This is a genomic window from Neobacillus sp. Fa239 (assembly GCF_055395235.1).
The window spans coordinates 2,014,103-2,026,091 of record NZ_AP041611.1 but is presented as its reverse complement, the minus strand read 5'-3'; the positions used below and the strand labels follow the sequence as shown (position 1 = coordinate 2,026,091).

At 38.2% G+C, this 11,989-nt stretch carries 14 protein-coding genes; 7 read left to right on the top strand and 7 right to left on the bottom strand.

Going from position 1 to position 11,989, the window contains the following annotated elements; all coding sequences use genetic code 11:
• Nucleotides 1-57 precede the first annotated feature (57 nt).
• The 6 genes from ACZ5XR_RS09640 to ACZ5XR_RS09615 all read left to right on the top strand — a co-directional run bounded on the left by ACZ5XR_RS09640 (nucleotide 58) and on the right by ACZ5XR_RS09615 (nucleotide 4,806).
• A complete protein-coding gene (locus ACZ5XR_RS09640) occupies nucleotides 58-207 on the top strand; it encodes a teichoic acid D-Ala incorporation-associated protein DltX (RefSeq protein WP_464501436.1) in 150 nt (49 codons plus the stop codon).
• 17 nt (nucleotides 208-224) lie between these two features.
• Nucleotides 225-1,739: a D-alanine--poly(phosphoribitol) ligase subunit DltA gene (dltA, locus tag ACZ5XR_RS09635; RefSeq protein ID WP_464501435.1), complete on the top strand. Its 1,515-nt coding sequence runs from the start codon at nucleotides 225-227 to the stop codon at nucleotides 1,737-1,739.
• Nucleotides 1,736-2,908, top strand: a complete 1,173-nt coding sequence (dltB, locus tag ACZ5XR_RS09630) for a D-alanyl-lipoteichoic acid biosynthesis protein DltB (RefSeq protein WP_464501434.1) — start codon at nucleotides 1,736-1,738, stop codon at nucleotides 2,906-2,908. The genes dltA and dltB overlap by 4 nt, the downstream gene beginning before the upstream one ends.
• Nucleotides 2,908-3,144: a D-alanine--poly(phosphoribitol) ligase subunit 2 gene (dltC, locus tag ACZ5XR_RS09625; RefSeq protein ID WP_464501433.1), complete on the top strand. Its 237-nt coding sequence runs from the start codon at nucleotides 2,908-2,910 to the stop codon at nucleotides 3,142-3,144. Before dltB ends, dltC begins: the two co-directional genes overlap by 1 nt.
• Nucleotides 3,141-4,331 carry a D-alanyl-lipoteichoic acid biosynthesis protein DltD gene (gene dltD, locus ACZ5XR_RS09620; RefSeq protein WP_464501432.1) on the top strand — a complete coding sequence of 397 codons (1,191 nt, stop codon included), beginning with the start codon at nucleotides 3,141-3,143 and terminating at the stop codon, nucleotides 4,329-4,331. Before dltC ends, dltD begins: the two co-directional genes overlap by 4 nt.
• A 259-nt stretch (nucleotides 4,332-4,590) precedes the next feature.
• Nucleotides 4,591-4,806: a twin-arginine translocase TatA/TatE family subunit gene (locus ACZ5XR_RS09615; protein ID WP_464501431.1), complete on the top strand. Its 216-nt coding sequence runs from the start codon at nucleotides 4,591-4,593 to the stop codon at nucleotides 4,804-4,806.
• Nucleotides 4,807-4,856: 50 nt separating this feature from the next.
• On the opposite strand, the gene ACZ5XR_RS09610 is transcribed toward ACZ5XR_RS09615, so the two are convergent.
• Nucleotides 4,857-4,979, bottom strand: a complete 123-nt coding sequence (locus tag ACZ5XR_RS09610) for a hypothetical protein (RefSeq protein WP_464501430.1) — start codon at nucleotides 4,977-4,979, stop codon at nucleotides 4,857-4,859.
• 218 nt (nucleotides 4,980-5,197) lie between these two features.
• Between ACZ5XR_RS09610 and ACZ5XR_RS09605 the strand changes: the two genes are divergently transcribed.
• Entirely contained in the window at nucleotides 5,198-5,611 is a 414-nt protein-coding gene (locus tag ACZ5XR_RS09605) for a hypothetical protein (protein WP_464501429.1), read from the top strand.
• Nucleotides 5,612-5,685: 74 nt separating this feature from the next.
• Here the strand turns inward: ACZ5XR_RS09605 and ltrA are convergent, their stop codons facing one another.
• From ltrA to ACZ5XR_RS09575, 6 genes are all read right to left on the bottom strand, one after another.
• Nucleotides 5,686-7,011, bottom strand: coding sequence for a group II intron reverse transcriptase/maturase (gene ltrA, locus ACZ5XR_RS09600; protein WP_464497298.1), 1,326 nt, complete (start codon nucleotides 7,009-7,011; stop codon nucleotides 5,686-5,688).
• Nucleotides 7,012-7,703: 692 nt separating this feature from the next.
• Nucleotides 7,704-8,264: a hypothetical protein gene (locus tag ACZ5XR_RS09595; RefSeq protein ID WP_464501428.1), complete on the bottom strand. Its 561-nt coding sequence runs from the start codon at nucleotides 8,262-8,264 to the stop codon at nucleotides 7,704-7,706.
• 145 nt (nucleotides 8,265-8,409) lie between these two features.
• Complete coding sequence (locus ACZ5XR_RS09590; protein WP_464501427.1) at nucleotides 8,410-8,778, bottom strand: VOC family protein; 369 nt, start codon at nucleotides 8,776-8,778, stop codon at nucleotides 8,410-8,412.
• Between the two features lie 128 nt (nucleotides 8,779-8,906).
• Nucleotides 8,907-10,007, bottom strand: a complete 1,101-nt coding sequence (locus ACZ5XR_RS09585; protein ID WP_464501426.1) for a CAP domain-containing protein — start codon at nucleotides 10,005-10,007, stop codon at nucleotides 8,907-8,909.
• Between the two features lie 91 nt (nucleotides 10,008-10,098).
• On the bottom strand, nucleotides 10,099-11,079 hold the full coding sequence (locus tag ACZ5XR_RS09580; protein ID WP_464501425.1) for an ABC transporter permease: 981 nt from the start codon (nucleotides 11,077-11,079) through the stop codon (nucleotides 10,099-10,101).
• Nucleotides 11,072-11,980 carry an ABC transporter ATP-binding protein gene (locus ACZ5XR_RS09575; RefSeq protein WP_464501424.1) on the bottom strand — a complete coding sequence of 303 codons (909 nt, stop codon included), beginning with the start codon at nucleotides 11,978-11,980 and terminating at the stop codon, nucleotides 11,072-11,074. The genes ACZ5XR_RS09580 and ACZ5XR_RS09575 overlap by 8 nt, the downstream gene beginning before the upstream one ends.
• Nucleotides 11,981-11,989: the final 9 nt, after the last annotated feature.

The window sequence follows — 11,989 nt, the reverse complement described above, 5'->3', positions numbered from 1 at the left end:
ATAGCGACTTCTCAAAATGTCATTTCATCAAATATATGACAAGTGGGGTTTTTAACCATGATACAAAAAATTAAAGAATTTTTTTACAATGAAAAAGTCAGCGGGACCAGCCGATTTTTATTCTATTTCATCATTCTGTTTTTATTGTTTTTTATGTATGGCTTTAACGATTCGAGTGCTGGGACCTATATTTATAATGATTTTTAATTTTGGAGGTGCCCTTAATGAAGATGTTAATGGCTATAAAGGAATTTGCACAAACACAACCAGAAAAAATGGCTTTTATCTCTTCCGATAAAGAGCTCACCTATCGTGAGCTTTGGCAAAAATCGGAGAGGATCGCAGCCTATTTAAACAAGCATTACCAACGCGAGCAATCACCAGTCTTGGTCTATGGACATATGGAACCTGAAATGCTTGTCTCTTTCTTAGGGAGTGTTAAAGCCGGTCATCCTTATATTCCTGTAGATACTTCTATTCCAATGGATAGAATCCTAAAAATCATCGAAAGCTCACAAACGGAACTAGTCATAAATGTATCAGACATTCCGTTAATGTTTGAAGGGTCATTGGTAAATGTGGTGAATCCGGACGAGATTTTCGATCAAATGGATTCAAATCCAAGCATTGACTCATCGAAATGGGTGAAGGATGATGAACCATTTTATATTATCTATACATCCGGCAGTACGGGGAACCCTAAAGGGGTGCAAATATCGGCCAATAATTTACAAAGCTTTGTGAATTGGATGGTGAACGATTTCTCAATCGATGGCGGACTTCGCTTTTTAAACCAAGCGCCTTTTTCCTTTGACCTATCTGTAATGGATTTATATCCTGCGTTGGCAACCGGTGGAACCCTTTTTGCCATTTCAAAAGAAATGATTGCAAAACCGAAGATGTTATTTGAAGCATTAAAAATTTCGAATACTGAGGTTTGGACATCAACGCCTTCATTTGTGCAGATGTGTTTAATGGACCCTTCTTTTAATGAAGAATTACTTCCTGATTTATCGGTTTTCTTATTTTGTGGAGAAATTCTTCCTGTCGCCATTTGCCGCCAATTAAGTGAGCGTTTTCCAAAGGCGAAAATTTTCAATACCTATGGTCCAACAGAAGCAACCGTTGCGGTAACCTTTGTAGAAGTAACGAAAGAGTTACTAGACGAATACCCATCCCTACCTGTCGGACAACCAAAAAATGATACGAAAATCGTGATTATTGATGAAAATGGGCAGCAGGTCCCTGATGGGGAAAAAGGAGAAATCATCATCGTCGGTCCAAGTGTTAGTATTGGTTACTTAGGCCAACCTGATTTAACTGATAAAGTGTTCTTTTCCTATGAAGGCCAGCAGGCTTACCGAACAGGCGATGCTGGATATATGGAAAAAAATCTTCTCTTTTACAAAGGACGAATGGATTTCCAAATCAAGCTCCACGGCTATCGGATGGAGCTTGAAGAAATTGAACACCATATTGCTAAATCGAAATATGTTAAAACGGTTGCCGTTGTACCGATTTATCAAAATGATAAAATCGAGTATTTATCAGCTTCGATCGTTCCAGCGCAGCACGAATTTGAAAAAGAATATCAACTTACGGGTGCCATTAAAAAAGAACTTAGCGAGATGCTTCCAGCCTATATGATTCCTAGAAAGTTCTCCTATCATGAAGAACTTCCGATTACACCAAATGGAAAGCTGGACCGAAAAAAAATTAGAGAAAAGGTAATGCTATGACACCTTACGGTAATTTTACATTCTTTTTTATTCTTGCGATTCTTTTAGCACCAACTGCTATTCTCGGTCTGCGAGGGAAAAAATTTCTAACCTATAACATGTTTGTAACGATTATAGCGCTTGTTATCATCTTTTCTTCAAGCCTTACTGAAGCCATTGCCTTAATTATTTTTAACATTTGGCAGGTTCTGTTAATTAAAGGCTATATCCGTTATCGAAAAAAAGCTAATGAAGGATGGGTATTTTATCTAGCTGCTTTTGCTTCCATCCTTCCTTTACTCATCTCAAAGCTCATGCCCTATTTTTCAAGTGTCAATTGGGTTGGATTTCTAGGAATTTCTTATTTAACTTTTAAAGGAACGCAATTGATTATCGAAACAAGAGACGGATTAATTAAACAGGATATCCCAGTTGGGCGTTTGCTTTATTTTATGGTATTTTTTCCGACGATATCATCCGGTCCGATTGACCGCTATCGCCGCTTTGATAAAGATATCCAAAATGAGCTAAAAGCGGATCAGTACAAGCTTTTACTATATCAAGGAATAAACAGGATTTTTCAAGGTTTTTTATACAAATATATAATTGGTTATTGGATCAATACCCATTACATTGTTAATTTAAGGTTTATTGCCACAAGTCATTTTCAAAATGAACTTTACTATATGTATCTCTATAGTTTATATCTATTTTTCGATTTTGCCGGCTATAGCTGCTTCGCCATTGGGGTCAGTTATATCATGGGTATTAAATCACCGGAAAACTTTAACCTGCCATTTATCAGCCGAAATATGAAGGATTTCTGGAATCGCTGGCATATGAGCCTTTCCTTCTGGTTTCGGGATTATGTTTACATGCGCTTTGTATTTTTAATGACAAAGAAAAAATGGATTAAAAACCGAAATGCAGTTTCAAACCTGGGTTATGTCTTATTGTTTGTTTTAATGGGATTTTGGCATGGCCTACAACCCCAATATATTTTATATGGTATTTATCATGCATTAGTCATGGTAGGTTATAATACTTTTGAGCAATTTAATAAAAAACACAAATGGTGGCCGCAAAATAAATACACACAAATTGTCAGTATTCTTCTTACTTTTCATGTTGTGTGCTTTGGGTTCTACATTTTCTCAGGCCATCTAATTTATAAAGGAGTACGATTATAATGGAATTTAAAAATGAAGTAATTGAACTATTAGCTGAAATTTGTCAAGACGATGTGGTTAAAGAAAATCCAGATGTCAATTTATTTGACTCCGGTCTTTTAGATTCGTTTGGCACAGTTGAGCTGCTTGTACAAGTAGAAGAACGCTTTGGAATTACCGTTCCCATTACTGAATTTGACCGCGATGTCTGGGATACTCCTAATCACATCGCCGTACAGTTGGCTGATATGAAATGAAAAAACCAATTTTCATGCCCTTCATCCTAGCATTTATTGCCCTATTTATTTTGGTAATCATTCCAAATAAATGGATTGAGAGCATGATTCCAAAAAATCGGGTTCAACAGGCTGCAACGGCAATGGACCCATTTATGTTCCAGGGTAAATATGTGCAGCAAAAAATGCTGGAAGACAAACGGTATTTACCAATGTACGGTTCATCTGAACTAACTCGACTTGACCGTTTTCATCCGTCCAATTACTTTCAAGAAACAAAGGCAGGGTTTACTCCCTTCCTTATTGGACGCGGCGGTTCTGAATCCTTGATCCATTTTCTTAATTTTTCGGAACATATCGATCAACTAAAGGGAAAGAAACTAGTTTTTGTCCTATCACCGCAATGGTTCACTCCAGGTGGTGCAGATGAGTCCCATTTTGTACCGAATTATTCATCGTTACAGGGATATGATTTTGCTTTTAACAATAAAATTAATCCCAATGTAAAGAAACTTGCGATAAAACGACTCTTAACTTATTCATCGGTAAAGAACGATTTTATGCTTTCTACCCTTTATAAAGCTGAAATCTCAAATGATTCATGGACAAAAGGTGAAGCTTCCCTTCTGCGTCCTTTTGCTCTCGGCTACCGGTCATTATTAGAGAAAAAAGACCTCTATTATACGTTGTGGGGCAGCAAGCCTCGTAAACGCGAGGTTAGCCCGGCTGTAAAGGGCAAATCATGGAGTCAATTAGAAAAAGAGGCTAATGCATACGCAGCCAAAAGAGTCACGAATAATCATTTTTATGTAGAAAATTCACAATTCAATCAATTTAAAAGCATGTTACCTTCATTAAAAAATAGTAAAATCAATGCAACCTACGCCAAGTCAAAAGAATATGGGGATTTCCAGTTAGTCCTCGATGTATTGAAACAAGCAGGAGCGAAACCGTTATTTATTTCTGTTCCTGTAAATGGCCGCTACTATGATTATATGGGCTTTCCAAAAAAGGGACGCACTGGCTACTATACGAGAATTAAGAAACAGATTGAAGCTGAGGGCTTCCAGATTGCAGATTTCTCAAACCATGAATATGATCCTTATTTTATGAAAGACACGATCCACATTGGCTGGAAAGGCTGGGTTTATACCGATCGGGCCATTAAGGATTTTTATGATGGTAATAAAAACGCTGAGGTTTATTAATGCCTTAGCGCTTTTTTTTGCTGTTTTCTAAAAGATTGTTAGTTTTAAAATAGATTCTGTGAGAAGTTGATTGGAGCGAAATCAACAAACAAGTTTAACAGAGCCTTTAGTAATATAGGAACAAAGTTTACGAAAATAGCCATATTTTTTTATGATTCTTTCTACCTTTACATAAATAATTATACTATACTGGTACAATGAAGGATAAAAAGTTATAATGAAGATTGAATAAAATTAATCTTCGCAAGGAGATGAGACTATGCTTTCAAATATTGGCGTACCAGGGTTGATTTTGATCCTAGTTGTTGCCTTAGTCATCTTTGGGCCAAATAAACTGCCTGAAATCGGACGTGCTTTTGGTAAATCAATTCGTGAATTTAAAAAAGCGACAGAAGGAATTGCTGACGGTATTAAAGAAGATATAAAAGAAGATATTAAAGAAGCCAAACAAGAACAAATCGATTTGAAAAAATAAACCTACAAAATGGAAATGCAAGATGAATTTACATTCATCTTGCATTTTTTTCATCTTCGTGTTTTTTCAGCAAAGGATTGGAATTGATTTTTCAGCTTTTCCCGGGTGTCTTTATTTCGCAGTAAATAAGCTGCTCCTAAAGCAAGTGTTGTCATCATCAATTTTCGGCCCATCTTTCATTCCTCCTACAAATGTCCTCACTTTAAATGTTCCCTTGTATTTTATTTTTTAAAAGCGAGTTTCTTAAAGAAAAATTTTAATTATTTCGACAAACTAAATATTTACCATCCAGGTGGTTTGTTGTATTCTAAAAATATAGAATAATTAATTTTTTTTGAATCTTCCATCTAGAGATACATCTTGGTTCTATTACATAAAAGAAGGTGTTTAGATGTATTTTCACATTATCATTGCAATTATATGCTGGACCATCGGACTTTCTTTTCCTTCAATTTCCGACAAATATCTTGTAACTCTAATGGTGGTGGGATTCTTTGCTTTTCTTCTATTTTTAAAAGAGCTTTTAAGTTATGTTAACTTGAAATTTCTTAAAGAAGTCGAGGAAGCCGAACAGGAGGAGAAAAGCAACCTGGATTATTTTAAAGGTAAATTTGTGATGATACGTGATGAGGATTCGCCCTTTTCTGACGAATTTACCTACATGATCTTTAATAATGGTCAAATGGAAATTCCATTATTTTGCCGTAATCTCCGCGTCATTCAAAAAGCAGCACAGGCAACCACAGAGTTAATGGTTTATTATAAAAACCATATCCTTGTCAGTGTAGATGAAATTGAAGAATAGAGTAGGCGCATGAGAAATTTCATGCGCCTCTCACAGATCCGTACGTGCGGGTCATCGCATACGGCTCCTCCACTTTATCCCCTTTGGGGATGTAGTTCGTTGTATATGTCTAAAAGAAAAACAAGTTTAATTTCCCGAAACCTTTCATTCGGAATCGCAAAATGAACGTGCTCAGTCTTAGAATTCCTCCATCTAGTCATTGAAAGATGCGGAAGTTCACCCTTCCAATTCCTTTTCCGAAGCTCCCTGTGGAGCTTTCTTATTTTTCTCCAGCTTCTTAACTGAATCATTCTTAGCCTTCTTCGAATCCATGTATCCAATTTTTGAAATAGTTTTTTTGAAAAGCCAATTCCAAAGTATCTTCCCCATCCTCTAATAATGGGATTTAATCGATGCTTGACGAATTCTTCCAGGTTAACTGTTAGATTTCTTTTCGTTACATCTTTGATACTTTTCTTAAACTTCTTTACTGCTTTGTCTGATGGAGAATGGAAATATCCTCTTTTGAAAACATACCCTAAGAAGATAAACGGTTCTTCGTAGTTGTCTACAATCTTAGTTTTGTCTGGGTGCACTTTCAATCCTAACTTTTCATCTAAGAGCTTCACTACCGTTCTTAGTACTCTTTCTGCTCCCTTTCGGGATTTGCAACAGATGACGAAGTCATCCGCGTACCTTGTAATACGGTGACCTCTTTCCATCATCATTTCATCGAGCGGATGCAAATAGATGTTCGCTAACAATGGACTGATTACGCCACCCTGAGGACTCCCCTTGTCACTCTCATAGAAAATACCATTTTCAAGGATTCCCGATTTTAAGAACTGCAAAATTAGCGCCAATACTCTATTATCCACAACTTCTTCTTTGATTAATTCGATAAGCTTATCATGAGGAATTGAATCAAAATAAGTCTTTATATCGGCATCAATTACAAAGGTGTACCCATCCATCAAATCCTTTCGGATTTTGTCTATCGCCATATGTGCACTACGGTTCGGACGAAATCCAAAACTACAGTCTAAGAATTTCTGTTCAAAGATTGGTTCAAGTATTCTTTTAGTTGCAGCTTGGAGAACTCGGTCTTCTACTGTTGGAATTCCCAGTGGACGTTTTGTACCATCAGCTTTTGGAATAAAAACTCTTCTAACTGGTTTTGCACGATATGTTTTCAAACGCAAAGATTCTTGGAGCACTCTTAAGTTGTGTTCCAATTCAATTTCATAATCTTTAATCGTTACTTTATCCACTCCGTGTGAACCGCGATTTTTCTTCACGTCATAGAAAGCTTGTTCCAGGTTTTGATAGTTCCATAATTTATCCATTAGGCTGTACCACTTGCGTTTCTTTTTAGAATTCTCCACTACACGTAAGCTTCGTTTTCCTATTGATTCATTCATGCATTCGATTCCTTTCCCAATACAATATCAACTGAATAGGTAAACCAATGGCTGATATTTGATATTAGTACTTCGCCCTAAACAACCTACTTTCTTTCGGTCTCGATTCTTCGGCTTTCTGCCTCATCGACTTCTGTTTAGTACATGACGAGTAAATAAGTTCGTATTGCTTTTCTTCGATGGACAGACGGGCTTCGCATCAGTCCACTGCCTTTTGAGTCAGTGCCCGCCTTATCAACTTTGTGATAAGTCACTTGTCTTTGTGGCGTTTCCAACAAGTTTATTCACTACTATCCCCTGCTCTGACTTCTCACCTTCCATAATCCATTTCTTGTCCTTCGCGGCTTTGAAAAAGAGTTACCACCTACGGTGGAGATGATGAGATCTCCTTGGGTCACGTTCATCGCCTTTCACTCGAATCCAGTCCTCATAACTAATAAGATACAGAGTGGTATTGGACATCCCCATTTTATGCAAGGTTATCCCACCTTACCAGCCAACATGGTTACAGCCACCTGTTCCGAGTTTTGCCTTCAAGTCCTCCGCACGAAATCTCACGATACTCGCACTACCTGTCAGCTATACATTTCCGCCACAACGGCATGTTAGGGACTTTCACCCATTAGAGCGATGCGCTGCCAAGCGCACATAAAAAACGAGGCTGTCTTGGCCTCGTTTTTTGGTTTTATTTGTTATTTTAACATTTCATTCATTTTTTTGTTTTGTTCTTTGTAGTGCATTAATAGCTGGTCTAAGTGCTTCTTGGCATTCACTCGATCCTTTGCCTCCGCCGCTTTTTTCAATTCATGGAAGGTATGCCATGCACCAAAGTGTTTACCTTCATGTACTTTTTTCATGAATTCCTCTTTGGTGATTTTTCCTGCATCTAATTGCTTCTTTAATTCCTGCATTTTGGCCGTATGTTCTTTCTTCCATTGCTCACGTTTTTTGGCATTTTCCGGACTCATCCACTTGTTCACCAAAGCTTTTCTTTCCGCTAAGACCCGTGTCCATTCGGCCTTTTGCTGTGGAGAATATTGGTCCACCCATCCAAGAATTTTCTTCTCTTTTTCTGCCATTCTCGCCTGCCAATCATGGTGACCCATATGGTCACGATGCTCATCTTGGCAGCACGATGGTTTTTCATGCGATCCCCCGTGATTGTCTGGCATAAAACCATGGGCAAATGCAAATCCAGGCAGAGCCAAAATGAACCCCATTATCAAGGTGAACATTTTAATTGTGATTTTCATCAAAATAACTCCCTTCATTTAGAAAATACTGAATGTCCTTATTGGCACGAATATATCATTCCCCATTTTTTTAAAAATATTTACCATATCGACAAAAATTTTCAATTAAAAAAAGCCCTCTTTAAAAGGACTTTTTGTCACTGTTTTACATCCATTCCAGAAATTCCAGCCGATTTCCAAAAGGGTCTTCAAGGTGAATTCGATTAGCACCGGGAAGATTTTCATCTTCAGTAAAAGATACATTTTTTTCTTTTAAATGTGATTTCAATTCTTCAAGATTTTCGATTACAAAGGCCGGATGTGCTTTTTTCGCAGGAGAAAAAGGCTCTTCTACCCCAATATGTACCTGATACATCCCGAATTCAAACCAAACTCCGCCTCGTTTTTTTAATTCTTCCGGCTTTTCGACTTCAGTTAATCCTAAAATACCTTGGAAAAATTCACGGGCAGATTCCTCACATCCTTTTGGTGCCGCAAGCTGGATATGATCAATTTTTTTAAAGTAAAAAGTCATTAAGAATCCCCTCCAAAATTGTATTTAATTTTATTTTATAAAATTATTAATATTCAATCAAATATAAACAAAAAAAGAGGCTGCGCAAAAAGATCAGACCCCTTTGGGGTCTGACCCTTATATTTTCGTCATTTACCAATAAACATTTGTGACCAGTAATTTCCATTTGATGTAAAACCAACACCGATATTCGTATAGTTAGGACTTAAAATGTTTTTGCGGTGGCCTTCACTGTTCATCCAGGCTGTAACTACCTGCTGAGCAGTGGTTTGACCCATTGCAATATTTTCACCAGCAGAACTATACGTGATCCCAAAGTCCCTCATCATATCAAATGGTGACCCGTATGTTGGGCTGGTATGTGAGAAATAATGCTTTGCTTCCATATCGTTTGATTTGGTCTGGGCTACCTTGCTTAATGATGCATCCGCTTTTAATGGAGGAAGCCCATTTTTCTTTCTCTCCGCATTCGTCAAGTCAATAACCTGCATGGCCACGGTGCCAATTCCGGCTGTTGCTTGCGGTGTTGTTGGCGCAGTGGTTTTTGGTGCTGCTGGTGCGGTTGTTTTTGGTGCTGTTGGTGTTGTTGGTGCTGTTGGTGTTGGTGCTGTTGGTGTTGGTGCTGTTGGTGTTGGTGCTGCTGGTGTTACCGCTTGCGGCGGTGTTACATTTCCAGGTCTTGCTTGATTCGTCATCCCTGTTTTAGGCTGGGCTCCTGAAGGCTCAAACGTGTAATACCAAAAGTTCCCTTGCTTTATTTGTTTACTGTGCGGGAACATATGGCTTGGTGTGTCAGTACTAAAGGAATTATGATCAATGGTAATGAACCCATTACTAGATGGCTGAATTTCAGTCGTTGATAACATGTTACCATTTTTCATGGTACCATTGTTCCAGCCAAAATTATTGTTCATTGGATTTAAATTACTGTTGTTCATTGGATTTACATTATTATTATTGTTCCATGAATTTAAATCATTATTGTTCCATGGATTTAAATCACCGGTAGATACATTTCTTGTATTAAATGTTCCCGTAGGATTATTAACCCTTGTTAAATCAGTGGAAACATTCCGGTTATTAAGCGGATGATTCAAATCACCCGTTGAAACATTCCGTGGGCCGACAGCAGTATTATCAAGATTGTTATTCGTTTTATTCGTTGAACATGCTGCAAGTGAAGCTAACATTAATGATGCTACCGCTATTTTTGTTTTCTTAAAACCCATCGTCACATACCCCCTTAATTTTTAGAAGATACGTTATTATCTTTTCCGGTTTGAGGTAAAGTATCGATGGGAAATACCGAGAAAATTGGAGTTAAAAGACGTCTTTTTTCGTAAAAACAATAAAGGCAGCAATCAATGCGCAAGCCCACCAAATAAGGAGTACAAGCATTGAAAACGACATGGTCATCCCTTCAATTGGCGGTGCCATCCCCTGCAAATAATCAGTTAATAACAAATTTACCATGAATAGGTATTTTGCTGATTGCCAAGAGGATACCATATTGTTTAAAATGGCTCCGGATATGAGGGCTGCGAGCATGACCCCCATTCCGGCAGCAGTACTGCGGATCATTACCGACAGCATAAAAGATAATGTCCCGACAACAATGGCCACAAACCATACAAGCCCAAAATCCATCAGCAAATACTGCCATAGCTTGAGCATTTTAACAGAAGAAGTATTTAAACCTGTTTCATTCACACTAAAGCCCGTTAAAATGGGTGTTCCCCACCCTTTATAGCCAAAGACGAGCCCGGATATTAAATAGGATAAAATACCAGCAATAGCAATAATGACGGATACTGCCAGACAAAGGGCAATATATTTACTTAAAAGAATTTTCCACCGTTTTATCGGCCTGGTTAACAGAAGCTTAATCGAGCCAAGACTGTGCTCAGACGAAACAAGATCACTGGCAATGACCATGACCATTAAGGGAATAAATAAATCGATGGAATTTTCCAAAAATATCCGGATAAAGGTCGGAGCGCCAGGTGCTGTTGGGTTTATATTATGATTAAGATAATATTGCTCCTGCTGCAATGTGATCTGTAGCTGTTTTTTCCATTCCGGAGGCATTCCACTGCTGCTTAACCTGTTCGTGGTATCGACAATTTGCTGCTGTAAAATCGTTCGCCAGTCACTTGTCCCCAATTTTGCCCGTTTGGTTTCAACTTGTTTGTATTGGGCATATGTAAAAAGAATGACCAACACCGTTATAATGATGGAGATGACAACAAGTCTATTCTTGGCAATCAGTTTCATCATTTCGTTTTGGACCAATTTATTCAATCGAATCACCTCCGGTTAATTCGAGGAACAAATCTTCAAGAACGGGCATCTTTCGGGTCATTTCCATGACGAGAATCCCTGCTTCAACCAGCTGTTTATTCCATTCGGGTACTTTTTGTTCTTTATATTCAGTCAGGATAAACCCATCTTCTTCCTCTAAATCGGTTAATGAACTTAAAATTTGTTTACCTTTTTCCAATGGTTCGAGATGCCAAACAACTCTTTCCCTGTTGGCTAATAAATCATGAACAGTATCAATTCGAATAATGGTCCCTTTGGAGATAATGGCAACCCGGTCGCATAATAATTGAATTTCACTTAATAAGTGGCTTGATACGAGAACGCTGAGGCCCTCTTCCGTGGCAAGATAACGGATGAATTGCCGCATCTCCCTTATTCCTGCAGGATCTAAACCATTGGTCGGCTCGTCGAGTATCAAGACTTTCGGTTTCCCTAAGAGAGCCTGTGCAATTCCAAGCCGCTGCCTCATCCCTAGTGAATAGGTTTTCACTTTATCATGGATCCGTTCAGATAAGCCGACAAGTTGGGTGACTTCGGTAATCCGGTCTTCTCCAATTCCATCAAGCATTCGGGCAAAATGAAGGAGGTTATCATGACCGGATAAATAGGGATATAATTCCGGGTTTTCTACGATACAGCCCAGATTTCTCATCGCTTCTTGAAAATGGTGGCTGATATTGAAACCGCAAATTGAAACGGTCCCTGATGTCGGTTTAATTAACCCAACCAACATACGAATCGTCGTGGTTTTCCCTGCCCCATTGGGCCCTAAGAAACCAAATACTTCCCCTTCTTTTAGCTCAAAGGTCAGCCCTTTGATAATTTCTCTTTTGCCAATTACTTTTTTTAAATTTTGTACTGATAAAGTTACTTTTTCCATTCCATTCGC

Excerpts from the sequence above, each read along its gene's own strand:
- ACZ5XR_RS09575 (WP_464501424.1), bottom strand. The coding sequence starts at position 11,980 with ATGGAAAAAGTAACTTTATCAGTACAAAATTTAAAAAAAGTAATTGGC.
- dltB (WP_464501434.1), top strand. The coding sequence starts at position 1,736 with ATGACACCTTACGGTAATTTTACATTCTTTTTTATTCTTGCGATTCTT.
- ACZ5XR_RS09610 (WP_464501430.1), bottom strand. The coding sequence starts at position 4,979 with ATGGGCCGAAAATTGATGATGACAACACTTGCTTTAGGAGCAGCTTAT.
- ACZ5XR_RS09615 (WP_464501431.1), top strand. The coding sequence starts at position 4,591 with ATGCTTTCAAATATTGGCGTACCAGGGTTGATTTTGATCCTAGTTGTT.
- ACZ5XR_RS09640 (WP_464501436.1), top strand. The coding sequence starts at position 58 with ATGATACAAAAAATTAAAGAATTTTTTTACAATGAAAAAGTCAGCGGG.
- dltD (WP_464501432.1), top strand. The coding sequence starts at position 3,141 with ATGAAAAAACCAATTTTCATGCCCTTCATCCTAGCATTTATTGCCCTA.
- ACZ5XR_RS09585 (WP_464501426.1), bottom strand. The coding sequence starts at position 10,007 with ATGGGTTTTAAGAAAACAAAAATAGCGGTAGCATCATTAATGTTAGCT.
- dltA (WP_464501435.1), top strand. The coding sequence starts at position 225 with ATGAAGATGTTAATGGCTATAAAGGAATTTGCACAAACACAACCAGAA.
- dltC (WP_464501433.1), top strand. The coding sequence starts at position 2,908 with ATGGAATTTAAAAATGAAGTAATTGAACTATTAGCTGAAATTTGTCAA.
- ACZ5XR_RS09590 (WP_464501427.1), bottom strand. The coding sequence starts at position 8,778 with ATGACTTTTTACTTTAAAAAAATTGATCATATCCAGCTTGCGGCACCA.
- ltrA (WP_464497298.1), bottom strand. The coding sequence starts at position 7,011 with ATGAATGAATCAATAGGAAAACGAAGCTTACGTGTAGTGGAGAATTCT.
- ACZ5XR_RS09595 (WP_464501428.1), bottom strand. The coding sequence starts at position 8,264 with ATGAAAATCACAATTAAAATGTTCACCTTGATAATGGGGTTCATTTTG.
- ACZ5XR_RS09605 (WP_464501429.1), top strand. The coding sequence starts at position 5,198 with ATGTATTTTCACATTATCATTGCAATTATATGCTGGACCATCGGACTT.